Source organism: Prauserella muralis, assembly GCF_003202285.1.
Taxonomy (GTDB): domain Bacteria; phylum Actinomycetota; class Actinomycetes; order Mycobacteriales; family Pseudonocardiaceae; genus Prauserella_B; species Prauserella_B muralis.
The window spans coordinates 2,069,559-2,092,511 of sequence record NZ_MASW01000001.1; the positions used below are offsets into that span (position 1 = coordinate 2,069,559).

Annotated in this window: 22 protein-coding genes and 1 tRNA gene; 18 read left to right on the forward strand and 5 right to left on the reverse strand. The window is 73.4% G+C overall.

The annotated features are described in order from the left end of the window. Positions 1-29: 29 nt before the first annotated feature. From hutH to hutI, 5 genes are read left to right on the forward strand one after another with little or no spacing between them, the layout of a single operon-like run. Positions 30-1,565 (forward strand): histidine ammonia-lyase, encoded by a 1,536-nt coding sequence (gene hutH, locus BAY60_RS10965; protein ID WP_112280605.1) that lies wholly within the window; start codon positions 30-32, stop codon positions 1,563-1,565. Next, positions 1,562-3,211, forward strand: a complete 1,650-nt coding sequence (gene hutU, locus BAY60_RS10970; RefSeq protein WP_281272710.1) for a urocanate hydratase — start codon at positions 1,562-1,564, stop codon at positions 3,209-3,211. The genes hutH and hutU overlap by 4 nt, the downstream gene beginning before the upstream one ends. Then, complete coding sequence (locus BAY60_RS10975; protein WP_112280607.1) at positions 3,208-4,410, forward strand: allantoate amidohydrolase; 1,203 nt, start codon at positions 3,208-3,210, stop codon at positions 4,408-4,410. The genes hutU and BAY60_RS10975 overlap by 4 nt, the downstream gene beginning before the upstream one ends. Further along, positions 4,407-5,708, forward strand: a complete 1,302-nt coding sequence (locus BAY60_RS10980; RefSeq protein ID WP_112280872.1) for a formimidoylglutamate deiminase — start codon at positions 4,407-4,409, stop codon at positions 5,706-5,708. Before BAY60_RS10975 ends, BAY60_RS10980 begins: the two co-directional genes overlap by 4 nt. Further along, positions 5,705-6,883, forward strand: a complete 1,179-nt coding sequence (gene hutI / locus BAY60_RS10985) for an imidazolonepropionase (RefSeq protein ID WP_112280608.1) — start codon at positions 5,705-5,707, stop codon at positions 6,881-6,883. The genes BAY60_RS10980 and hutI overlap by 4 nt, the downstream gene beginning before the upstream one ends. On the opposite strand, the gene BAY60_RS10990 is transcribed toward hutI, so the two are convergent. Next, positions 6,852-7,610, reverse strand: a complete 759-nt coding sequence (locus tag BAY60_RS10990; protein WP_170160352.1) for a TetR/AcrR family transcriptional regulator — start codon at positions 7,608-7,610, stop codon at positions 6,852-6,854. The genes hutI and BAY60_RS10990 overlap by 32 nt on opposite strands. 208 nt (positions 7,611-7,818) lie before the next feature. Here BAY60_RS10990 and BAY60_RS10995 point away from each other — a divergent pair, with 208 nt between their 5' ends. From BAY60_RS10995 to BAY60_RS11010, 4 genes are read left to right on the forward strand one after another with little or no spacing between them, the layout of a single operon-like run. Beyond that, on the forward strand, positions 7,819-8,916 hold the full coding sequence (locus BAY60_RS10995) for an alpha/beta hydrolase (RefSeq protein WP_112280610.1): 1,098 nt from the start codon (positions 7,819-7,821) through the stop codon (positions 8,914-8,916). Between the two features lies 1 nt (position 8,917). After that, positions 8,918-9,538 carry a hypothetical protein gene (locus tag BAY60_RS11000; RefSeq protein WP_112280611.1) on the forward strand — a complete coding sequence of 207 codons (621 nt, stop codon included), beginning with the start codon at positions 8,918-8,920 and terminating at the stop codon, positions 9,536-9,538. Further along, the gene (locus tag BAY60_RS11005; RefSeq protein ID WP_170160353.1) at positions 9,535-10,500 is read left to right on the forward strand and encodes a patatin-like phospholipase family protein; all 966 of its coding nucleotides are present in this window, start codon (positions 9,535-9,537) and stop codon (positions 10,498-10,500) included. Before BAY60_RS11000 ends, BAY60_RS11005 begins: the two co-directional genes overlap by 4 nt. Then, a complete protein-coding gene (locus BAY60_RS11010) occupies positions 10,497-12,155 on the forward strand; it encodes an FAD-dependent oxidoreductase (protein ID WP_112280613.1) in 1,659 nt (552 codons plus the stop codon). The genes BAY60_RS11005 and BAY60_RS11010 overlap by 4 nt, the downstream gene beginning before the upstream one ends. 93 nt (positions 12,156-12,248) lie before the next feature. Here the strand turns inward: BAY60_RS11010 and BAY60_RS11015 are convergent, their stop codons facing one another. Together BAY60_RS11015 and BAY60_RS11020 are read right to left on the reverse strand one after the other, a co-directional pair. After that, a complete protein-coding gene (locus tag BAY60_RS11015) occupies positions 12,249-13,052 on the reverse strand; it encodes a hypothetical protein (RefSeq protein WP_112280614.1) in 804 nt (267 codons plus the stop codon). Continuing rightward, positions 13,049-13,273, reverse strand: a complete 225-nt coding sequence (locus BAY60_RS11020) for a hypothetical protein (RefSeq protein WP_112280615.1) — start codon at positions 13,271-13,273, stop codon at positions 13,049-13,051. The genes BAY60_RS11015 and BAY60_RS11020 overlap by 4 nt, the downstream gene beginning before the upstream one ends. Before the next feature lie 39 nt (positions 13,274-13,312). On the opposite strand from BAY60_RS11020, the gene BAY60_RS11025 reads away from it, so the two are divergent. Together BAY60_RS11025 and BAY60_RS11030 are read left to right on the forward strand one after the other, a co-directional pair. Continuing rightward, positions 13,313-14,026: a dienelactone hydrolase family protein gene (locus tag BAY60_RS11025; RefSeq protein WP_112280616.1), complete on the forward strand. Its 714-nt coding sequence runs from the start codon at positions 13,313-13,315 to the stop codon at positions 14,024-14,026. Positions 14,027-14,126: 100 nt separating this feature from the next. Then, positions 14,127-14,921, forward strand: coding sequence for an ion transporter (locus tag BAY60_RS11030; RefSeq protein WP_112280617.1), 795 nt, complete (start codon positions 14,127-14,129; stop codon positions 14,919-14,921). An 88-nt stretch (positions 14,922-15,009) separates the two neighbouring features. On the opposite strand, the gene hrpB is transcribed toward BAY60_RS11030, so the two are convergent. Next, positions 15,010-17,460 (reverse strand): ATP-dependent helicase HrpB, encoded by a 2,451-nt coding sequence (hrpB, locus tag BAY60_RS11035; RefSeq protein ID WP_112280618.1) that lies wholly within the window; start codon positions 17,458-17,460, stop codon positions 15,010-15,012. Then, on the reverse strand, positions 17,457-18,287 hold the full coding sequence (locus BAY60_RS11040) for a glutamate ABC transporter substrate-binding protein (protein ID WP_245992399.1): 831 nt from the start codon (positions 18,285-18,287) through the stop codon (positions 17,457-17,459). The genes hrpB and BAY60_RS11040 overlap by 4 nt, the downstream gene beginning before the upstream one ends. A gap of 47 nt (positions 18,288-18,334) precedes the next feature. On the opposite strand from BAY60_RS11040, the gene BAY60_RS37520 reads away from it, so the two are divergent. The 7 genes from BAY60_RS37520 to BAY60_RS11070 all read left to right on the forward strand — a co-directional run bounded on the left by BAY60_RS37520 (position 18,335) and on the right by BAY60_RS11070 (position 22,388). Beyond that, a complete protein-coding gene (locus tag BAY60_RS37520; RefSeq protein WP_211330221.1) occupies positions 18,335-18,847 on the forward strand; it encodes a MauE/DoxX family redox-associated membrane protein in 513 nt (170 codons plus the stop codon). A gap of 41 nt (positions 18,848-18,888) precedes the next feature. Continuing rightward, positions 18,889-19,707: a DsbA family protein gene (locus BAY60_RS37525; RefSeq protein WP_211330223.1), complete on the forward strand. Its 819-nt coding sequence runs from the start codon at positions 18,889-18,891 to the stop codon at positions 19,705-19,707. Positions 19,708-19,818: 111 nt separating this feature from the next. Next, positions 19,819-20,160: a hypothetical protein gene (locus BAY60_RS11050; RefSeq protein WP_112280619.1), complete on the forward strand. Its 342-nt coding sequence runs from the start codon at positions 19,819-19,821 to the stop codon at positions 20,158-20,160. Continuing rightward, on the forward strand, positions 20,157-21,272 hold the full coding sequence (locus BAY60_RS11055; RefSeq protein WP_112280620.1) for a C40 family peptidase: 1,116 nt from the start codon (positions 20,157-20,159) through the stop codon (positions 21,270-21,272). Before BAY60_RS11050 ends, BAY60_RS11055 begins: the two co-directional genes overlap by 4 nt. Positions 21,273-21,302: 30 nt before the next feature. Beyond that, positions 21,303-21,689 (forward strand): YbaB/EbfC family nucleoid-associated protein, encoded by a 387-nt coding sequence (locus BAY60_RS11060; protein ID WP_112280621.1) that lies wholly within the window; start codon positions 21,303-21,305, stop codon positions 21,687-21,689. 8 nt (positions 21,690-21,697) lie between these two features. Next, positions 21,698-22,240 (forward strand): YbaB/EbfC family nucleoid-associated protein, encoded by a 543-nt coding sequence (locus tag BAY60_RS11065; protein ID WP_112280874.1) that lies wholly within the window; start codon positions 21,698-21,700, stop codon positions 22,238-22,240. 75 nt (positions 22,241-22,315) lie between these two features. Beyond that, positions 22,316-22,388: transfer RNA gene (locus tag BAY60_RS11070), tRNA-Ala, on the forward strand. Positions 22,389-22,953 lie beyond the last annotated feature (565 nt).

Here is a 22,953-nt window from a genome sequence, read left to right on the forward strand (position 1 = left end):
CCCCCGCCATCGGCGGTGAAATGGGGGGCATGGCAGACGAGGCAGGCGAGGTCACGCTCGGAGTGTCGCCGCTGCGCCGAGAGCAGGTGGTGGCCGTGGCGCGTGACCGCGTGACCGTGACGCTGGACGCCGCGGCCGGGGACGCCATCGCCGGCGCCCGGGGTCACGTCGACGCGCTCGCCGAGGCGGCCGAGCCCACCTACGGGGTGTCCACCGGCTTCGGCGCGCTCGCCGTGCGGCACATCCCCGCAGGACGGCGCGCGGACCTGCAGCGGTCACTGATCCGCTCGCACGCCGCGGGAGCGGGGCCCGCCGTCGAACCCGAGGTGGTGCGCGCGCTCATGGTGCTGCGCCTGCGCACGCTCGCCACCGGGCACACCGGCGTCCGGCCGGTCACCGCGAACACGCTCGTCGCTCTGCTCAACGCGGGCATCACGCCGGTGGTGCACGAGCACGGCTCGCTGGGCTGCTCCGGTGACCTCGCGCCGCTGTCGGCCGTGGCGCTCGCGCTGATGGGGGAGGGCGAGGTCCTCGACGCCGCGGGCGAGCGGCTGCCCGCCGCCGAGGCACTGCGCCGCGCGGGCATCGAGCCCGTCACCCTCGCCGAGAAGGAGGGCCTCGCGCTCACCAACGGCACCGACGGCATGCTCGGCATGCTCGTGCTGGCCGCCGCCGACCTGCGCAGGTTGCTGGCTGTCGCCGACCTCACCGCCGCGATGAGCGTCGAGGCGCTGCTCGGCACCGACCGCGTCTTCGCCGAGGACCTGCACGCCCTGCGCCCGCATCCCGGCCAGGCCGAGTCGGCGCGGCGCATGCGCACGGCGCTGGCGGGCTCGCCGATCGTCGCCAGCCACCGCGGCCCCGACTGCCCCCGCGTGCAGGACGCCTACTCGCTGCGCTGCGCCCCGCAGGTGCACGGCGCCGCGCGCGACACCCTGTCGCACGCCGAGCTGGTGGCCGACCGCGAGCTCGCCGCCGCCATCGACAACCCGGTGGTGCTCGCCGACGGCCGCGTCGAGTCCAACGGCAACTTCCACGGAGCGCCTGTCGGTTACGTGCTCGACTTCCTCGCGATCGGCGTCGCCGACGTGGCGAGCATCGCCGAGCGCCGTACCGACCGGATGCTCGACATCGCCCGCTCCCACGGCCTGCCCGCGTTCCTCGCCGACGATCCCGGCGTGGACTCCGGGCACATGATCGCCCAGTACACGCAGGCCGCGATCGTCAGCGAGCTCAAGCGGCTCGCCGTGCCCGCGTCGGTCGACTCGATCCCCAGCAGCGCCATGCAGGAGGACCACGTCTCGATGGGCTGGTCGGCCGCGCGCAAGCTGCGCCGCGGCCTCGACGGCCTCACCACGGTGCTGGCGATCGAGCTGCTGACCGCCGCCAGGGCGCTCGACCTGCGGGCGCCGCTGGCCCCGGCCCCGGTGACGGGCGCGGCGCGCGACCTGCTGCGCACCCGCGTGCCCGGGCCGGGCCCCGACCGCCATCTCGCCCCCGAGATCGCCGCCGCCGAAGAACTCATCGCGTCCGGAGCCGTACTCGACTGCCTGGAGGAACAGTGACGCTCTCAACCGGGAACTGGCAGACCGAAGCCGCGCTGCGGATGCTGCGCAACAACCTCGACCCCGCCGTCGCCGAACGACCGGAGGACCTCGTCGTCTACGGCGGTACCGGCAAGGCCGCCCGCGACTGGCCCAGCTACCACGCCATCGAGCGCTGCCTCACCACGCTGGCCGAGGACGAGACGCTGCTCGTGCAGTCCGGCAAGCCGGTGGGCGTGCTGCGCACCCACGAGTGGGCGCCGCGCGTGCTGATCGCCAACTCCAACCTCGTCGGCGACTGGGCCACGTGGCCGGAGTTCCGCAGGCTCGAGGCGCTCGGGCTCACCATGTACGGGCAGATGACCGCGGGCTCGTGGATCTACATCGGAACCCAGGGCATCCTGCAGGGCACCTATGAGACGTTCGCCGCGGTGGCCGAGAAACGCTTCGGCGGCACCCTCGCGGGCACGCTCACCGTCACCGCCGGGCTCGGCGGCATGGGCGGGGCGCAGCCGCTGGCGGTGACGATGAACGACGGCGTGGCGCTCGTGATCGAGTGCGACCCGCGCCGCGCCCGGCGACGGCTCGAAACCCGCTACCTCGACGAGCTGGCATCCGATGTGGACGACGCCGTGGCGCGGGTGCGGGCGGCGAAGAGCGAGCGCAGGGCGCTGTCGGTGGGTGTCATCGGCAACGCCGCCGAGGTGCTGCCGGAGCTGCTGCGCCGAGGGCTGGAGGTGGACATCGTCACCGACCAGACCTCCGCGCACGATCCGCTGGCCTACCTGCCGATCGGGGTGGACGTCGACGACTGGCACGACTACGCCGCCAAGAAGCCCGACGAGTTCACCGACCGCTCCCGCGACGCGATGGCCGCCCACGTGGACGCGATGCTCGGCTTCCTGGACGCGGGCGCCGAGGTGTTCGACTACGGCAACTCGCTGCGCAGCGAGGCCAAGCTGGGCGGCTGCGAGCGCGCCTTCGACTTCCCCGGCTTCGTGCCCGCCTACATCCGGCCGCTGTTCTGCGAGGGCAAGGGCCCGTTCCGGTGGGCGGCGCTGTCCGGCGACCCCGCGGACATCGCCGCCACCGACCGCGCGATCCTGGAGCTGTTCCCGGAGAACGAGTCGCTGGCCCGCTGGATCCGGCTCGCGGGCGAGCGGGTGGAGTTCCAGGGCCTGCCCGCGCGGATCTGCTGGCTCGGCTACGGCGAGCGCCACCTCGCCGGCCTGCGCTTCAACGAGATGGTCGCCTCCGGTGAGCTGAAGGCCCCGGTGGTGATCGGCCGCGACCACCTCGACGCGGGCAGTGTCGCCTCGCCCTACCGCGAGACCGAGGGCATGGCCGACGGCTCCGACGCCATCGCCGACTGGCCACTGCTCAACGCACTGGTCAACACCGCGTCCGGCGCCAGCTGGGTCTCGATCCACCACGGTGGCGGTGTCGGCATGGGACGCTCGATCCACGCCGGGCAGGTGTGCGTCGCCGACGGCACCCCGCTCGCCGCGACCAAGCTCGAGCGGGTGCTCACCAACGACCCGGCGATGGGCGTGCTGCGCCACGTCGACGCGGGCTACGAGCGCGCCACGCAGGTCGCCGCCGAGCGCGGCGTGCGCGTCCCGATGGAGACACAGGGGACACGGTCGGCGCAGGGAGAGCACGGGTGAGCGGTACCCAGACGCTGCTGGACGAGATCGCCGGTGTCGGCGCCGACCCGGCGCGTGGCGGCTACTCGCGGCACGTCTTCGACCATGCCGAGACGCAGCTGCGGGAGTGGTTCACCGAGCGCGCCACCGGTGCCGGGCTGGAGGTGGAGACCGACCGCAACGGCAACCTGTGGGCGTGGTGGGGCACCCCGGGGCCGGACGCGGTGGTCACCGGCAGCCACCTGGACTCCGTGCCCGGCGGCGGCGCCTTCGACGGGCCGCTGGGTGTCGCGAGCGCGCTCGCGGCCGTGCGGGCGCTGCGGGAGCGGGGCGTCACCCCGGCTCGCCCGCTGGCCGTCGTGGTGTTCGCCGAGGAGGAGGGCGGCCGGTTCGGCGTGCCGTGCCTCGGCTCGCGGCTGCTCACCGGAGCGATCGACCCCGACAAGGCGCGGCGGCTGCGCGACCCCGACGGCGTCACGCTGGCCGAGGCCGCCGCGGGTGCGGGCCTCGACCCGGCCCGGCTCGGCCCCGACCCCGAGCGGCTCGGCCGCATCGGCCGGTTCGTCGAGCTGCACGTCGAGCAGGGCCGCGCACTCGCCGACCTCGACGACGCCCCCATCGCCGTGGGCAGCACCGTGATCGCGCACGGCCGGTGGCGGTTCTCCTTCGCCGGGCAGGGCAACCACGCCGGAGCCACGCTGCTGGCCGACCGCAGGGACCCGATGCTGCCCGCCGCGGCGGTGGTCGCGGCGGCCCGCAGGGTCGCGGCGACCGTGCCGCAGGCCCGCGCCACCGTCGGCAGGCTCGTGCCGAGGCCGGGCGGCACCAACGTCATCGCCTCCACCGTGGATCTGTGGCTGGACGCGCGCGTGCCCGGCGAGGGCGTGCACCCGATGGTGGCCGAGATCGCCGAGGCGGCGCGCGCCGCGGCCGAGGACGAGGGCTGCACCGTGACCGTCACCGAGGAGTCCTCCAGCGGCGACGTCACCTTCGACCCCGCGCTGCGCGACGAGCTCGGCGCGCTGCTCGGCGGCGTGCCTGAGCTGCCGACCGGGGCGGGGCACGACGCCGCGATCCTCGCCGGTCACGTGCCGTCGGCGATGCTGTACGTGCGCAACCCCACCGGCATCAGCCATGCACCGGAGGAGTTCGCCGAGGCCGCCGACGTGGAGCGCGGCGGCGCGGCGCTGCGGACCGTGCTGGAGCGGCTGTGCCGGTGACCTCGTACTGGTGCGAGCAGGCGTGGCTGCCCGGCGGCGTCGCCAGTGGCGTGCGCGTCGACATCGCCGAGGGGCGCATCACCGGGGTGAGCCCGGACCAGCCGCGCACCGGGACCGTCCTGTCCGGACTGACCATGCCCGGCTTCGCCAACGCGCACTCGCACGCCTTCCACCGCGCCCTGCGCGGGCGCACCCACGGCGAGCAGGGCACGTTCTGGACGTGGCGCGAGCGGATGTACGCGCTGGCCGGACGCCTCGACCCGGACTCCTACCACCGGCTGGCGCGCGGCGTCTACGCCGAGCTGGTGCTCGCGGGGTACACGAGCGTGGGGGAGTTCCACTACCTGCACCACGCGCCGGGTGGCGCTCGCTACGCCGACGAGAACGCCATGAGCGCGGCACTCGTCGCCGCCGCGGCCGACGCCGGGATCCGGCTGACGCTGCTGGACACCTGCTACCTGTCGGGCGGTTTCGGCAAGGAGCTCGCCGGGCCGCAGCTGCGTTTCGGCGACGGGGACGCACAGGCGTGGGCTGAGCGGGTGTCGGCGTTCCGGCCGGAGGGCGGGCACGTGGTGCTCGGCGCCGCCGTGCACTCGGTGCGGGCCGTGCCGGAGCACGAGCTGCCTGTGGTCGCCGCGTGGGCGCGGGGCCGTCCGCTGCACGTTCACCTCTCCGAGCAGCGTGCGGAGAACACCGACTGTGCGGCAGCCTCCGGCCGCACGCCCTCGGCCCTGCTGGCCGATGCCGGGGTGCTCGGGCCGCGCACCGTCGCCGTGCACGCCACCCACCTGACCGGGGCGGACATCTCGGCACTGGCGGGTGCGGGCACCTGGGCGTGCTTCTGCCCGACCACCGAGCGCGACCTCGGCGACGGCATCGGCCCCGCACGGGCACTCGCCGACGCCGGGGTGCGGCTGTGCCTCGGCAGCGACAGCCACGCCGTGGTGGACGCGTTCGAGGAGACCAGGGCGCTGGAGCTCGACGAGCGGCTCGCGAGCCAGCAGCGGGGCCGGTTCGCCGTCACCGAGCTGCGGGCCGCCGCCACCGGGCACGCGGCGCTGGGCTGGGACGGTGCGGGCGCGATCGAACCGGGTGCCCACGCCGACCTGGTGACGGTGGACCTGGGCTCGGTGCGCACGGCGGGCAGCGCGCCGGACGGGGTGTTCTACGCCGCCTCGGCGGCCGACGTCACCGACGTGCTCGTCGCGGGGCGGCGGGTGGTGCGGGACCGGGCACACGTGCTCGTCGACCGGCCACATCAGTTGCTCGCCACCGAGATCGGGAGGCTCTGGTCATGAAGTCCACTGTGGTCACCGGCATCGCGGAGCTGACCACCAACGACCCGGGGCTCGGCACGCTGCACGACGCGGCGGTCGTGCTGGAGGGCGATCGCCTGGCCTGGATCGGCGACGCGGCGGTGGCGCCCGTGGCCGACGAGGCCGTCGACGTGGCGGGCAGGGCGGTGCTGCCGGGCTGGGTGGACAGCCACACGCATCTGGTGTTCGCCGGGGACCGCACGGCCGAGTTCGAGGCTCGCATGGCCGGTGAGGCGTACTCGGCGGGCGGCATCGCGGTGACCGTCGAGGCGACCCGGAAGGCCACGGACACCGAGCTGGCAGGCACCCTCGCGCGGCATGTCTCCGAGGCCATCCGGCAGGGCACCACGTACCTGGAGACCAAGACCGGCTACGGGCTCAGCGTCGCCGACGAGGCCCGCTCGGCCCGGCTGGCGGCCCGGCTCGCCGACGAGGTGACGTTCCTCGGCGCGCATCTGGTGCCGCCGGGCGCCGACGCGGAGTCCTATGTGGATCTGGTCTGCGGGGAGATGCTGGACGCGGTGGCCGATCACGTCGGCTGGGCGGACGTGTTCTGCGAGCGCGGCGCCTTCGACGAGGAGCAGTCCGAGCGGGTGCTGCGGGCCGCCGCCGAGCGCGGGCTGGGGCTGCGGGTACACGGCAACCAGCTCGGGCCGGGGCCCGGCGTGCGGCTGGCGGTGCGACACGGGGCGGCGAGCGTGGACCACTGCACCCACCTCACCGACGACGACGTCGAGGCGCTCGCGGGCTCGGACACGGTGGCGACCCTGCTGCCCGCGTGCGACCTGTCGACCCGGCAGCCGCTGGCGCCCGCGCGCAGGCTGCTCGACGCGGGTGCCACGATCGCGCTGGCCAGCAACGCCAACCCGGGCAGCTCGTACACGACGTCGATGGCGTTCTGCGTGGCCACGGCCGTGCTGCAGATGGGCCTTTCGGTGGCCGAGGCGGTGCGAGCCGCCACCGAGGGCGGTGCGCGGGCGCTGCGGCGGCACACCGGCGACGGCGCCGTCGGCGTGCTGCGGGTGGGGGCGCGGGCCGACCTGCACGTGCTCGACGCGCCCTCGGCGACCCACCTGGCCTACCGGCCGGGCGTGCCGCTCACGTGGGCGGTGTGGCGCAGGGGCGTCAGGGTATGGCCTCGACATCGGCTCGACTGAAGCCCATCGTCAGCAGCATCGCCCTGACGTGCTCGTCGAACACCCGGTCCAGGTCGGTCTCCAGCCACTCGAAGTGGCCGAACAGCTCCAGCGTCAGGTGGCCCTGCAGGATCGTCCAGACGCCCATCAGGATCGCGATGGCCCTGCGGTCGGAGAGCAGGCCCGCGGCGTCGAGCATCGAGGTGAGCCCCGGGCTGACGTCGGGCCGGTACTGGATCAGCGCCTGGTCGAGGTCGAGTTTGCCCGCGGCGATGGCCTTGTCCAGTAGGTGCAGCGCGACGCCGGTGAAGCGGATGCCCGCGGGCCGGGTCTCCTCGGGCGCCGCCTTGTAGCCCGGCAGCGGGGTGCCGTAGATGAGCGCGAAGTCGGCGGGGTGCTCCAGCGCCCAGCGGCGCATCGCCCGCGCGTAGGCCCACCAGCGGCCCACGTGGTCGGCCTCGTCCACGGCATCCACGGCCGCGCTCACCGCGTCGGCCAGCGCGTTGTAGGCGTCCACGCACAGCGCGGTGATCAGGTCGTCGATGCCCTGGAAGTACCGGTACAGGGCACTCGGGGTGATGTTCATCGCGCGGGCGACCGCACGCAGCGACAGCCCGGCAGGTCCCTCGGCGGCCATCTGTGCGCGCGCCGTCTGCTTGATCTCGTCGATCGTCGCCTGGCGGAATCGCTCGCGCCGCGATGGGGGTGGCTGCTCGCCGGCGTCGGCGAGCGGTCGAGGGGTAGCCATGTGCCGCATCCTTGCTTCCGGTGAGAACACCGTCAACTTTCGAGAAAGGGTGTTCTTGACTGAGAACGATACCTGTGGATAGGGTTCTCCGCAGAGAACAGTTGTTCTCGGTTAGGGATCATGCGGGGAGTCTCGGGTGGGGCCGGCGCGAGGGGGGCTGGCCCCACCCAGGCACAAGGCGCAGACTCCCCTTCCGGAGGTGGTTGCGATGCCGCGGCGCATCCCGCTGTACACGCTCGACGGCGTCCGCGACGCCCGGATCGGCACGCATCCCTTCGCCACCGAGGACGGACTCGGCCTGAGCATGCTGCGCTTCCTGCGCCAGCCTTCCGACGACGTCGTGCTCGTCGTCCACGGGCTCACGACGTCCAGCGACATGTTCATCATGCCCGAGCACGAAAACCTGGTGACCTTTCTGCTCGACAACGGCTTCTCCGACGTGTGGACGCTCGACTTCCGCATGAGCAACCGCCACCACTACAACCGGGCGCGGCACCGCTACACGCTCGACGACGTCGCGCTCTACGACTTCCCCGCCGCGCTGCGGGAACTGCGCTCGGTCGTCGGCGAGGACCGCAGGGTGCACGTCATCGCCCACTGTCTCGGCTCGGTGTCGTTCCTGATGAGCCTGTTCGGTGGCGCGGTGGACGGCATCAGCAGCGTCATCGCCAACAGCGTCGGGCTGACGCCGAGGGTGCCCGCCTGGTCGCGGCTGAAACTGTCCGTCGCACCGGCGCTGATGGAGTACGTGCTGGGTTTTCCGTACCTGGACCCGCGCTGGCACACCGAACCGAAGCTCACCCGCGGCTGGCTGTTCTCGCGCGCGGTGAGCCTGTTCCACCGCGAGTGCGACAACCCGGCGTGTCACATGCTGAGCCTGATGTGGGGCACCGGCTGGCCCGCCCTCTACAGCCACGAGAACCTGCACGACGTGACCCACGAGCGCGGCGGCGACCTCTACGGCGCCACCGGGTTCCACTACTACCGGCACGTCGCGGCGATGGTGCGGGCGGGCCGTGCGGTGAAGTACGACCCCGGCGAGCAGCGCCATCGCGCGCTGCCCGACGACTACCTCGCGAACGCCGCGGAGGTGACCACTCCGGTTCTGCTGACGACGGGGGAGAAGAACCGGGTGTTCGCCGACTCCAACATCGTGTGCTACGAACAGCTCGAAGCCGTCGCACCGGGCAGGCACGAGCTGGAGGTGTTCCCCGGCTACGGGCACCAGGACGTGTTCATGGGCAGCCAGGTGGCCACCGATGTCTTCCCCCGGATGCTGGACTTTCTCAAACGCCAGGCGGCCTGACATGCTCGAGCAAGCCCGCTCCGGAACGGCTCTGACGTTCCGGGAGACGATGACCGGACCGTTCGCGATGGGCGCGGCGGACCCGGAGGACGGCGCGCGCCTCGGCCGCGACACCGGTTCGACGATGACGCTGCGGGCCACCGTGACCGTCGCCGACACCGCCGCACTGCACACCGAGCCGCGGCCGCCCGCCCGGCTGGACGGGACGCTGGCGCTGCCCGGCGCGGGCGAACCGGTCGCGTTCGAGGACGGGCTCTTCCACCTGTTCCCCGCCTCCGGGCCGTCACCGCACACGCTGATGGTCTACGAGCTGGGTTTCACGCACGACGGCATGCGCTATCACCTCACCGGCCACAAGGCCGCGGGCGAGCGTCCCTTCGTGGGCAGGCTGTGGCCGGACACCACGACCCTGCGGGTGCGGCTGCATCGCGGTGAGGACGCCGCCGGTGAGGTGGCGGGTGCCGGGGTGCTGCGCCTCGGCGCCGCGGACCTGGCCCGGCTCGTCGCGTCGCTGCGCACGCCCGGCGCGGACTCGCTCGGCGACGCCGTGCGCGCCAGAGGCGGCTACGCGTGGCTGTTCGCCCGCAACCTCACCGGCACGTACCTGCCGTGGCCGTCGTGAGACTCGCGATCGTTTTCTCAGGGGGAGGGGCGCAGGCCGCGTACTTCGGCGCCGGGGTGGCTCTGGCCGTCGAGGACGCGGGCCTGCGCCCTGATGTGCTGTCCGGGGTGTCGGCGGGCGCGATCAACGCGTGCGCACTGGGCACGGGCATGGATGCCGCGGCGCTGGCGGAGATGTGGCTGGAGCTCGACTGCGCCGACCTGTTCGCGCCCCGGCTCGACGTGTGGAACCTGCTCAACCCGCGCAGGCTGCTGCGCAGGCCCATGGCGAACCTGCCGGAGCACGTGCTCGACGCCATCGGCTGGCACTGGCTGCTCGACACCGCGCCGGCCCGCGCGACGTTCGCGCGGCGCTTCGGCGAGGGCCCGCTGCGCATCGCCGACGGCCTCACCGTCGTGGTCTCGGCCGTCGACCAGGCCAGCGCCGAGGTGGTGCGCTTCACCAACGCGCTGCCGCCGCCGCACCGCCGCAAGCCCGGCACGCGCCAGGTGGCGCTCGGGATCGACCACGTGCTGGCCAGCGCCGCCGCGCCGCTGCTGTTCCCGCCTGTGCGGATCGAGGGCAGGGCCTACGTCGACGCCGGGCTGGTCGCCAACACGCCGCTCAAGCCCGCGCTCGCCTACGAGCCGGACGCGGCGCTCGTCGTGTCCGCCTCCGGCATCGGACGGCCCGCGCCCGCCCCGGCCTCGCTGGGCGACGCGGTGGGGCTGACCGCCGAGAACATCGCGCATTTCGCGCTGCTGGCCGACCTCCAGCACGCCAGGACCGTCAACGAACTGGCGGTGGCCGCGCCGGGTGCGACGCCGAAGAAGAAGATCGACCTGCTGCTCGTGGAACCGGAGGGCGCGCCGTTCACCGCGTCGGGGTTCCTGAGCTTCACCGCCTCCGATGCCGAGCGGCTGATGGCGCACGGCAGGGAGGTCGCCGCGAAGGCACTGGCCGAATGGGAGGTGGCCCGATGAGGCCCGAACACGTCGACGCCGTGGTCGTCGGTTCCGGATTCGGCGGTGCCGTGTCCGCCTACCGGCTGGCCGAGGCCGGCAAGAGCGTCGTGGTGCTCGAACGCGGGAAGGCCTACGCGCCCGGCAGCTTCCCGCGCAGCCCCGCGCAGATGGGCAAGGCATTCTGGGACCCGCCGCACGGCCTGCACGGCATGTTCGACGTGTGGAGCTTCCGCGGGTTCGACTCCCTCGTCAGCAGCGGGCTGGGCGGCGGATCGCTCATCTACGCCAACGTGCTGCTGCGCAAGGACGAACGCTGGTTCGTGCACGAGGATCCGTTGCCGGGCGGCGGTTTCGAGACGTGGCCGGTGACCAGGGCCGACCTGGATCCGCACTACGACGCGGTGGAGGCGATGCTGCGGCCGGAGCCGTATCCGCTGGACGCGCCGGCCTACGCCTCGACCCGCAAGACCGTCGCCATGCGCGACGCGGCGGGCAAGCTGGGCCTGGACTGGCAGCTGCCTCCGCTCGCGGTGAGCTTCCGGCCGCACGCCGAGGCCGAGCCCGCCATCGGGCTGCCGATCGTCGAGCCCTCCTACGGCAACGTGCACGGCGCCGCGCGCAGCACGTGCAGGCTGTGCGGCGAGTGCGACATCGGCTGCAACGACGGCGCCAAGAACAGCCTCGACCACAACTACCTGTCGGCGGCGCGCTCGCACGGGGCGGACCTGCGCACGCGGCACGAGGTGCGCGGGCTGCGCGCGCTGGGGTCGGGCGGCTACGAGGTCGCCTACGTCGTGCACGACGACGAGGGCCGCGACCCGTCCACCCTGGACGTGCACAGGCTGACGTGCGACCGGCTGATCCTCGCCGCGGGCACCTACGGCACCACCTACCTGCTGCTGCGCAACCGTTCGCGGCTGCCCGGCCTGAGCGCGGCGCTGGGCTCGCGGTTCTGCGGCAACGGCGACCTGCTCACGTTCCTGCTGCCCGGCGACGGTGACGAGACGCCCGCGTCGTTCGAGGCGAGCCGCGGCCCGGTGATCACCAGCGCCGTCCGCGTCGACGACGGCCCCGGCACGCGCGGCTTCTACATCGAGGACGGCGGCTACCCGGGGTTCACCGACTGGCTCGTGGAGTCGGGCAACGTCGCGAGCAGGCTGTTCCGCAGCGTCGAGTTCGTCGGCCGCTGGCTGCTGACGCTGCTGGGCCGGTGGCCGGACAACCGGCTCGGCGCGGAGCTGTCCCGGCTGCTGGGTGATGGCACGCTGTCGGCGGGGTCGCTGCCGCTGCTGGGCATGGGCCGCGACGTGCCGGACGGCGTGATGCGGCTGCGCGGCGACCTGCTCGACGTCGACTGGACCACCGAGACCAGCCGCGCGTTCTTCGACGGGGTGCGGGAGACGATGCAGGACATCGCGGGCGAGCTCGGCGCCCGGTATGTCGACAATCCGATGTGGTTCTTCCGCAGGGTGATCACGGTGCACCCGCTCGGCGGCGCGCCGATCGGCCGCCACCCCGGGGAAGGCGTGTGCGACCCGTACGGCGAGGTGTTCGGCCTGCCGGGGCTCCACGTCGCCGACGGAGCCGCCCTGCCGGGCCCGGTCGGCGCCAACCCCTCGCTCACCATCGCCGCCCTCGCCGACCGCATGTCCACCCGCCTGCTGGAGGGGTAGCCGAGAAGCCCCCCAATGCCACATTCGTAGCGCTCAACGCTACGAATGCCGCATTGGTGGCGTTGAACGCCACGAATGCCACATTGGGGAGCTTCAGGCGAGCAGGGCGGCGCGCAGGGGGCCCAGGTCGTCGAGCACGCCCAGGTCGCGGCCACGCTCGGCGGCGCGGGCCCGGGCGGCGGGCTCCAGCGACGCGGCCGCGTCGGCGAAGCGCAGCCGCACCGGCTCGTGCAGGCGCAGGTGCAGGCCGAACATCATCGCCCACAGGTCGTGCTCGTCGGCGGCGAGCACGAGCCGGGGGTAGCGGTGCTCCGGCAACCGCTCGAACACCGTCGCCGCCCGCCCGGCGTCGTCGAGCACGAACCCGACACGCAGCAGCGCCGCGTCGTGCAGCTCCGCCAGCCCGGTGAGGGCGGTCTCCTCCGGGACGTGGTCAACGAAGCGGGCGAGCGTGATCCAGTCCTCCCGCCGTTGCAGCTCGCGGGTCACCTCGGTCACCGACGCGGGCGGCATGCCCGCGATCACGCCCGCCGCGCGGCGCGGGTCCAGCTCGGCGGCAACGTCGGCGAGAAAGCCCGGCGACAGCCGCGACGCGATGTCCACCGCGCGGGCGGTGTCCACGAGCCCGGCCATCCGTGCGCTCAGCAGCGGCCCGAACGCCTTCTCCGTCATCACGGCGAGCACGGCGGCGGGCAGGAGCCTGCTCGCCGCGGCCATGCGCCGCAGTGCGTCCAGGTTGGAGTCGAAGAGCACGTCGGTCGCCTGGTGCCGCAGCGCGCGGATGTCGTCCGGGGGCACGTCCAGCAGGAAGGCGAACCGCTCGGGCGGGGCGCCGAGCACCCGCGCGAGCTTCAGGACCTCGGCCTGGGCGGCCAGGCGCGCCAGCGCGCCGCTCACAGGCCCGCCGCCTTGCGGACCGCGCCGCGCAGCAGGAACGGCACGTGCGACAGCGACTTCTCGGAGGCCTCCGACAGCGCCCGCGCCTGACGCCTGCGGGCCTCGCGCAGCGCCTCGGCGAGCACCCGCTTGTGCTCGTCGGGCAGGTTCTCGATGCTCTCCGGCAGCGGCCCGCCCACCAGGCCGGCGAGGTCGCGCGGCTCCCGCTGCGATGCGCCCATCCGCGCATCATGCCTCACCAGGGCGCTAGCGTGCTGGTCATGGCACACGAGATCGACTCTTCCACGATCAAGGTCGGCGAGCTGCCCGCCTACCTGTCCCGGCCCTCCGGAGGCGGCACGGGCGGGATGCTGCTGCTGCCGATGGTCACCGGCATCGGCACGCAGCTGCGCGAGTTCGCCGACGACATCGCCCGCGCCGGGATCACCGCGCTGAGCTGGGACCCGTGGCACGGCATCAGCTCCGACGACACGCCGAGGGAGAGGCTGTTCGAGCTGATGGGGCAGCTCGACGACGAGACCTGCCTCGGCGAGATGCGGCAGCTGCTCGACCACATGGTCGGTGAGCTGGGGCTGGCGCAGGTCGGCGTGATCGGCTGGTGCATGGGCGGGCGGTTCGCGTTCCTGCTCGGCGGGCGCGACGAGCGGCTCGCGAACGTCGTCGCCTACCACCCGACGGTGCCCGGCACGCCCGCGCCGAACCACACCCTCGACGCCGTCGAGCACGCCGCGCGTACCACGGCGCCCACGATGATGCTGTACCCCACGGCCGACACGCTCGTGCCCGAGGAAAGCTTCACCCGGCTGCAGACCGCGCTCCAGTCACGCCAGGCCGGGCCGAGCATCATCCACGTCTACCCCGACGCCGAGCACGGGTTCAGCGACCGCAGCAGGCACGGCAACGACGTCAACGCCGCCGCCTACGCGGTGTCCTGGCCGCAGGCACTGGCGTTCATGCAGGCGACAACCCGCTGAGCCGGTCAGGGCGGGGCGGCTGATCGGCCTGCCCCGCTCGACACGCTCGTGGCACGCGTGCCCCCGGGCGCGGCCGGCCCGGCTGGCACAATGCGGCCTCATGACCACCGCGACCGTCGTGCGCACACGGCGGGTGACCGTCCTGGACGCCGTGATGCTGCTGCTCGCGGTGGTCTCCGTGGCGCTGCTGTGCTGGGTCACCTTCTTCGACACCTCGGCCGAGACGGCGCGCACCGTGTTCATTGTCGACACGTCGATCTGTGGCGTGTTCGCGCTGGAGTTCCTGTGGCGCTGGCGGGCCGCGGGCTGGCAGCGATCGTTCCCCCTGCGCGGCTGGTACGAGATCCTCGGCATGATCCCGATCGCGCATCCCGCGCTGCGCGGGTTCCGGCTGCTGCGCATCGTGGTGGTGCTCGTGCGGCTGGCACGCACCGCCGACCGGGCCTTCGGGGAGCGGATCACGCAGCGGCTCGTGGAACGGTTCTCGCGGCCGATCGTGCTGGCCATCAAGAAGCCCATCACCATCGCGGTGCTCGACGAGGTGGTGAAGGTGCTGGAGACGGGCAACTACCCGGAGAACCTCGCGCGCTCGCTGGGTGAGCACAGGGAGATGCTGCGCGAGATCGTCACCGAGAAGCTGCGCAACGACCCGCAGGCTGGCCGGTTCTCCCGGCTGCCGTTCCACGACGAGGTCGTCAAGTCCCTTGTGGACACCACGATGCGGGTGCTGCTTGACGTGCTCACCGACGAGCGCATCGACCGCTTCTTCGCCGAGGTGGTACGCGAGAACCGCGAACAGATCCGCGAGGCGGTCATGCTCGGCCTGCACGAGGAGGACGACGCGGACCTCGCCCAGCGCCTCAAGGCACGCCCCGAACGCGACCTCTACACCTGAGCCCGCCTGAGCGCAGGACTCGCGGGCCTGAGCGCAGGACTCGCCCGCCTGAGCGCAGGACTCGCGGGCCTGAGCGCAGGACTCGCGATCAGCCTGGGCGGCGCTTGGTCCGGCGCGTCGGTTCGGCGGCCAGCGGATCGTCGGGCCACGGGTGCTTCGGGTAGCGGCCGCGCAGTTCGGCCCGCACCTCCGGGTAGCCGTTGCGCCAGAACGACTCCAAATCGGAGGTCACTGCCGCGGGCCTGCCCGCCGGCGACAGCAGGTGCAGCACCACGGGCACGCGGCCGCCGGCGAGCAGCGGCGTGGCCCGCCAGCCGAAGGTCTCCTGCAGCTTCACCGCCAGCACCGGCTCCCCGCTCTGGTAGTCCACGCGTATCCGCGAGCCCGAAGGAACCTCCAGCCGGTCGGGGGCCAGCTCGTCCAGCCTGGCCGCCGCCGGCCACGGCAGCAGCGTGCGCAGCGCCGTCCCGGCGTCGATCCGGCCCAGGTCGGCACGCCGTCGCACGGTGGAGAGCTCGGGCTCCAGCCAGGAGTCCACAGCGGACAGCAGGGCCGCCTCGCTCACGTCCGGCCACGGCGAGCCGAGGCGCTCGTGCAGGAACGCCAGCCGCTGGCGCAGCCGCAGGGCGTCCTCGCTCCAGCGCAGCAGTCCCAGCCCCTCGGCCCGCAGTCCCTCCACGGCGGCGGCCCGCAGCAGCCCGGGCGCCGGGTCGCGCAGCGGGCGTTCGGCCAGTGTGATCGCGCCCAGCCTGCGCACCGAGCGGGCCACGATGTCGCCGCCGGACCAGCGCACCTCGTCGGTGCCGGTCACCGCCGACGCCGCGACGTGCGTGGCGAGCCGCTCGTCCGCCCGCGCGGCAAGCCGGACCACCGCGTGCGCGCGGCCCGGCTCCCGGGTGGCCTCGGCCACCGCGAGCCACTCGGCGTCGGCGAGCCCGCTGCCGGGTGGCAGCTCGGCCGCCGTCCCGCTGGCCATCAGGTAGACCGGCGAGCCGTCGGCGCGGCGGCGGGCCAGCCGCTCGGGGTGCGCCAGCGCCACCACGACGGCCGGGTCCGGCTCGGCGTGCTGTTCAGCGTCGCCCATGTCCTTGACCAGGCTTTTCAGCCTGCGCACGTCGCGCCGCCACCGCCTCGCGGTGTCGTCCCCGCCCGCGCGCAGCCTGCGCAGCTCGGCGTCCACGTCGGCGAGCCGCGCGCCGGTGTCGAGCAGGGCGACCATCTCGGCGGCCGCGTCGGCCCCCACCTCACGCGCGCCGTCGAGCAGCGCCCGCGCCAGCCGGGGATGCAGGCCGAGCGCGGCCATCCGGCGCCCGCGATCGGTCACCACGCCCTCGGGGTCGACGGCGCCGAGGGCGCGCAACAGCCGCCTGCCCGCCGTCAGCGCGCCCTCCGGCGGTGGGTCCCACCACGCCAGCCCGGAGCCGTCCGGGGTCGACCAGCACGCCAGCTCCAGCGCCAGCCGCGACAGCTCGGCGGTGCGGATCTCCGGCTCGGGATAGGCGGGCAGGCTCGCGTGCTCGCCCTCCGGCCAGCACCGGTACGCCGTGCCGGGGCCCTGCCGTCCCGCGCGGCCCGCGCGCTGCTCCGCCACGGCCGCCGACACGCGCACCGTGGCCAGGCCGGGAAGGTCGCGCCGGTGGTCGACCCGCGGCACCCGCGCGAGGCCCGAGTCGACGACGGCGCGCACCCCCGGCACGGTCAGGCTCGACTCGGCGACCGCCGTCGCCAGCACCACCCGCCGCCGTGGCCCCTCGGTGAGCGCGGCGTCCTGCCGCTGCGCGGAGAGCCTGCCGTGCAGCGGGTAGACGTCCACTCCCTGCCCGTCCAGCAGACCGGCGACTCTGGCGATCTCCGCCGCGCCGGGCAGGAACGCCAGCACGTCGCCGTCCGTCTCCGCCAGGGCCCTGCGCACCGCCCTCGCCACGCAGCCCTCGATCCGTTCGCCGCGGGCGGGTGGCGTGTGCACCACCCGAACGGGGTAGGTCTTCGCGTGGGCGGTGACCACCGGTGCGTCGCCGAGCAGCGCGGCGAGCCGCTCGGCGGCCACCGTGGCGGAGGTGGCCAGCAGGCGCAGGTCGTCGCGCAGCCCGCCCCGCACGTCCAGCAGCAGCGCGAGCAGCAGGTCGGCGTCCAGGTGCCGCTCGTGGCACTCGTCGAGCAGGACGGCCGACACCCCGGGCAGTTCGGGCTCGCCCTGCAGCCTGCGCACCAGCAGCCCCGAGGTGACCACCTCGATGCGCGTGCGGGCCGAGGTCCTGCGCTCGCCGCGCACGGCGTAGCCCACGGTCTCGCCGACGGGCTCACCGAGCAGGGCCGCCATCCGGCTCGCCGCGGCGCGTGCCGCGAGTCTCCTCGGCTCGGCCACGACGACCCGGCCGGGCAGGCCGTCGGCGAGCGCCAGCGGCACGAGCGTGGTCTTGCCGGTGCCCGGCGGTGCGACGAGTACCGCCGTACCGGAGGTGTCCAGCGCGGCCCTCACGTCGTCGAGCACGTCCCGCACGGGCAGGGCGGGCAACGCGGGCAGGTGTCCGGCCCTCATCGCTCGGTGACCTCCGGCGGGTCCGGCAGCGGCAGGCCCGCGCGGCCGAGGTGCCGCCGCAGCGACTCCCGCCACGCGCCGGTGTCGATCATGTGCTCGATGGCGGCGGCGACCGCGGCCCTGCCCTCGGCGTCGTCCTTGCGCAGGCCGACGCCGTAGCGCTCGGTGGACAGCGGGGTGCCCACCAGCCGCAGCAGCTCCGGGTTCTGGGCGACGAAGCCGGCCAGGATCGCCGCGTCCGTGGTGACGGCGTCCACCTGGCCTGCCAGCAGCGCGGTGACGCAGTCGGAGTTGCGCGGGTACTCCCGCAGGTGCACCGAGCGGGCGAACCGCTGCTTGACCTGCTCGGCCGACGTGGAGCCGGTCACCGAGCACAACCTGCGGCCCGCCAGCGACGCCGGCCCGGTGATGTCGGCGGCGGACCTGCGGACCAGCAGGTCCTGGCCGGTCTCGAAGTACGGTCCCGCGAAGCCGACCTGCCGTTTGCGCTCGTCGGTGATGGAGTAGGCGGCGACCACGAGGTCCACCGCGCCGGAAGTGATGTCGCTCTCCCGCTGCGCGGGCACCGTCTCCCGCCACGTGATGTTCTCGGGCGGCACACCCAGCTCGCCCGCGACATGGGTGGCGACGTCGACGTCGAAGCCGACGAACCGGCCGTCGACCGTGCGCTCGGACAGGCCGGGCTGGTCGAAGCGGATGCCGATGGTGAGCGACTCCTCGTCCTCCGCCCGGGTGACGACGGAGCCGGGCTCGCCGCCCGCGGGGGCACATCCGGCGCAGGTCGCGGCGAGCGCGACCGCCACGATCAGGTTGCCGGCCCGCCTCACACGCCACTCCTCACGGTTTTCTCAGGTGCTCTGGTTAGCCTAGGTGCGTGCTCCTGTCACGCGGACGACTGCTTGATGGTGTGGGCACGCTGGCCAGAGTCGGCCTCGCCGCCGTGTGGCTGATCTCCGGCGGGATCAAGATGAGCGATCCCGGCCAGACCTATCTCGCGGTGCAGGCCTACGACGTGCTGCCGCACAGCCTGGTCGGGGTGGTCGCCACGGCGATGCCGCTGCTGGAGATCGCCCTGGGACTGTTCGTGCTGTCCGGCCTGGCCACGAGGGTGATGGCTGGTGTGTCCGCGGTGGTGCTGCTGCTGTTCATCGCGGCGGTGGCGCAGTCGTGGGCGCGCGGGCTGACCATCGACTGCGGCTGTTTCGGTGGCGGCGGCCAGGTGGCGCCCGGCGAGACGGCCTACCCGCAGGAGATCGCGAGAGACCTCGGCTTCCTGGCATTGGCCGGGTGGCTGCTGGTGCGGCCGCGGACACTGTTCGCCGCCGACGCCTGGCTGGGCCTCGGCTGGGCGCGCAGACGTCGCGAGCCCGTCGCCGCGGGCGAGTGAGCACGGACGAGAACGACAGGCAGGATCGAGGAAGGACCGGAGTGGGCGGAGCGGAACGGACCGCGCGCAAGCGACGGCAGCAGCAACAGTCGGCCGGTGCGCGGGCTGTGTCCCAGGCACGGCAGGGCGGCGGAGGCGACACCAAGCGCATCGTCGCCGTCGTCGCGGCCGTGGTCGTGGTGGCCGCGGTGGTGATCGGCGGCGTGCTCTGGACCAACGCGTCGAAGAACGCGACGGAGGGGCAGACGATCCCGGCCGTGAACGCGTCCGCCGCCGACGACTACCCGGAGCGGCGCGACGGCGTGGTCGTGGTGTCCGGCAAGGACAGCGCGCCCACGACGATCGACGTCTACGCCGACTTCCTGTGCCCCGTGTGCGCCCAGTTCCAGCAGGCCTACGGCGCGCAGATCGAGGAGAAGATCGCCAGCGGCGAGCTGCGCGTGCGCACCCACATGGTGCCGATGCTCGTCGACCGCTCCGACCCGCCGGGGTACTCGCTGGACGCGGCCAACGCGGCGCTGCTCGCGGCCGACGAGGGCAAGTTCACCCCCTTCCACGACAGCCTCTTCGCGCACCAGCCGGAGGAGGGTAAGCGCGGTTACAGCAAGGACCAGCTGATCCAGCTCGGCCGCGACCTCGGCATCACCAGCCAGGCGTTCGCAGACGGTGTGCGCAACGGCAAGTACGACGACGAGCTCACCGCCGAGATGCAGCGCGTCGCCAACGATCCGTCGCTGCAGCAGGACTTCGGCGAGGGGCAGAAGGGCTTCGGCACCCCGACCGTCGTCGCGAATGGGTCGATCGTGAGCTTCAGCGACTCCAACTGGCTGAACAAGCTGCTCAACAACGCGAAGAGTTGAGGTTTTCCGCCGATCCGGGCACGGCCGGTGCTCTAATCTGAGCCCGGCGCGTGCCCGCGCGGAACCTGCCTCGTCCCGGGCGCGTCGCACTCGGTGTACGAGGGAGGGTGCGTGGACGGGACACCACACCAGGGTTTCTGGGTCGACGAGGGCGCCTACGACGACTACGCCCGGCGCATCGACCCCACGGGGGACGACGTCCGGACGGCGGCGGACAGCCACGTCGCGCCGCACGTCGAGCTGGCAGGCGACGGGTTCTCGGCGATGGGCGCCGAGGCCGGGTTCTCCGGCGCCTACGCGAGTCGCATGCGCAGCCTGCAGGAGCGGCTCGGCAGGCTCGGCGGCCAGTGGCAGCAGATGGGTGACGCGGCGCGGCGCACGAGCGCCAACTACGACGCCGTGGAGGCCGACCAGCAGGCCACGATCGCGCGGCTCGGCAGGGAGCTCGGATGACGGTCGAGACCGAGCACGTGGTGCGCGCGGCGTTGCACACGCCCGACCAGTTCGCCCGGAAGATGCGCACCGACGACGCCGCCATCGACGGCGCGGTCGACGGGCACGCCGCGCTGCGCTCGTCGCTGGACACGGTGCACGGCACGGCAGGCGGTCAGCGGGTGGCGCTGGCCGAGCGGTCCTCCGGGCACGCCACCGACAACGCCGTCGGCACGTCGCGGAGCCTCGAGCAGGAGGTCCAGGCCCTGCTCGACGAGAGCCTGGAGATCGAGAACGCGGTGGCGGACGCGGCCGAGGCGCTCAAGATCGGCCGGATCGAGAACGACCGGATCCGCGAGCAGATCATCCGCGAGATCAGCTCCACGATGAAGGCGGTCGCGGCGGCGAGGATGACCCCGCCGGTGCCGTCAGGGGGACAGGCCGCCGTCCGGGAGCTGATGGTGGCGCTGCAGAAGAAGATCGCCGAGCTCACCGGCCAGGCCGCCGACCTCAGCGCCGGGACGCTGGGCACGCTCACGGGCATCGCGGGCAGGCTCGGTGGCGGCCAGTCGACCACGGCCAGCGGCGCGGGCGACACGCAGGTCGCGTCGTCGTTCAACGCGCAGGGCAGCGGCGGCTCGGGCGGTGGGGGCTCCGGAGGCGGTGGCGGCTACGGCGGCGGGGGTGCGGTGACCAAGCCGCGGCTGCCCGTGGCCATCCCGCCGCAGCCCGGCACCGGCGTGAAGATCAACCTGCCGAACGGCAAGACCGTGGAGGCGCCCAACGAGACGGCGGCCAGGGCCGTGCGCGCGGCGATCTCCCAGCTCGGGGTGCCCTATGTGTGGGGTGGCACGGCGCGGGGTGTCGGGCTGGACTGCAGCGGTCTCACCATGACGTCCTACGGCGAGGCGGGGCTGGAGATCCCGCGTACGGCGGCCCAGCAGACCGTGGGTGCCGAGGTGCCGTCGCAGGACCAGCTGCTGCCCGGTGACCTGGTGATCTGGTCCGGCCACGTGGCCATGGTGATCGGCGACGGGCTGATGATCGAGGCGGGCGACCCGGTGCAGATCGGTCCCATCCGCACCACCAATGCCGGCCAGCAGTTCATCGGCTTCTACCGGCCGACGGGCTAGTATCGGGCGGGAGTCAGGGGAGGACGCGGCGTGGCTGAGTTCGACGTCGACCGGGAGGCGTCCCGGGTCAGCGAGCAGGTGGAGCGCACGGCGGAACGTGCGCAGGAGCAGTTCGCGCGGGCAGGCAGCGTCGCGGGGCGGGCGGAGTCGGCCGACGGGGCGATCCAGGTGCAGGTGGCGCCGGGCGGGCTGCTCACCGACGTGCGGCTCACCCACGCCGCGCTGCGGGCGGGCACGGACGCCGTCGCGCAGCAGGTCATGGAGCTGGCGCAGCGGGCGACCCGGCGGGCGGGGGACCGCATGTACCGGGCGCTGGCGCCGGTGCTGGGCCCGGACGGCGAGCGGCACCTGGCATCCCTGGGCTACGAGCCGCTGCCGGACGACGAGGACGACGTGCCCGGGTTCGGAAGACGGTGAGCGAGCCGATGGTGGAGTACGCGCCGATCGAGCGCACGACGAGGCAGCTGATCGACGACGCGCGCGCCCGCCAGGAGGCGCTGGCGCAGGTCGACAGCCTGATGGCCAGGGCTACCGGCACCGCGCACGACGTGGACGACACGATGGAGATCACCGTCGATGCGCGTGGCAAGCTGCTCAACCTGTGGCTCGCCCCGGCGGCGGCCCGCTGGGGTCCCGAGCGCCTGGGTTCGCTGATCGTCGAGGTCGCGCAGGTCGCCATGCAGGAGGCCACGCAGAACAGCTACAACCAGGTCGCGCTGCTGCTCGGCGAGGACATGACCTACCTCATCGAGCAGCTCTCGGGCATGCCCGCCCCGGCGAGGGCCCAGGACGACGACCCGGGGCTGACGGTGGAGGAGTTCCAGCGCAGGCGCGAGGAACGCCTGGCGGCCACCCGCCGTCACGCTGGGCCTACGCCGTCTGCCTCGTCCGCCGCGCCTGCGCCGGCCGAGGACGAGGCCTACGACCTGGACTCCTTCGACCCGGCCACCCTGCGCTCGGACCGCTGACCCACCCCCCGCCGAGAGCCGGTGGGGCGGTTCGGTATAGTCATCAACACACAGCGGCGAGGTTCGCTTCGCCGAGGGGCTATGGCGCAGCTGGTAGCGCGTCTCACTGGCAGTGAGAAGGTCAGGGGTTCGAGTCCCCTTAGCTCCACCCTAGGGGTCTTACTAGAACAAGTGCCTGAATGAAGGCCGCGAAGTAGGACCGCGACGCCTGACGGCGAGCAAGGACCACCCGCATCGCGGGTGGTCCTTTTGTTTGTGCCCTCCGCGCTGCTTGCTCCGGCCCGCTGATCTTGGATGGCGTGGAGCTCGCCGAAGGGCTCACGGAGCTCACCGTCTGTGATCTTGTCGTCCTCGATGTAGAGGGCGTGGAAGATCGCTTGGTTGAGTAGGCGCCGCTGTTGGTCGTTGCAGCGTCGGTACAGCTGGTCGGGCTGTTCGAGGAGGGCAAGGCCGGCGTTGACGAGCTGGGCGCTGTCGGTGAGGTCGGCGTTGGCTGTGTCCAGGCGCTCCTCCAGCCGGCGGCGCTCGCGGGCGATGTCGCGCAGCTTCTCCTTGACCTTGGTCCGAGGCAGCGTGCTGTCGGCTGCGAGGTCGATCAAGTTCTCCTCCTTCGTGTCGAGTTCCTTGAGCTGTGCGGTGATCTGCTTGCGTAGCAGGCGTGCGGACTTTTCCTGCTCGCCGAGCACGGCATCGATCTGATCGCGCATGTCAGC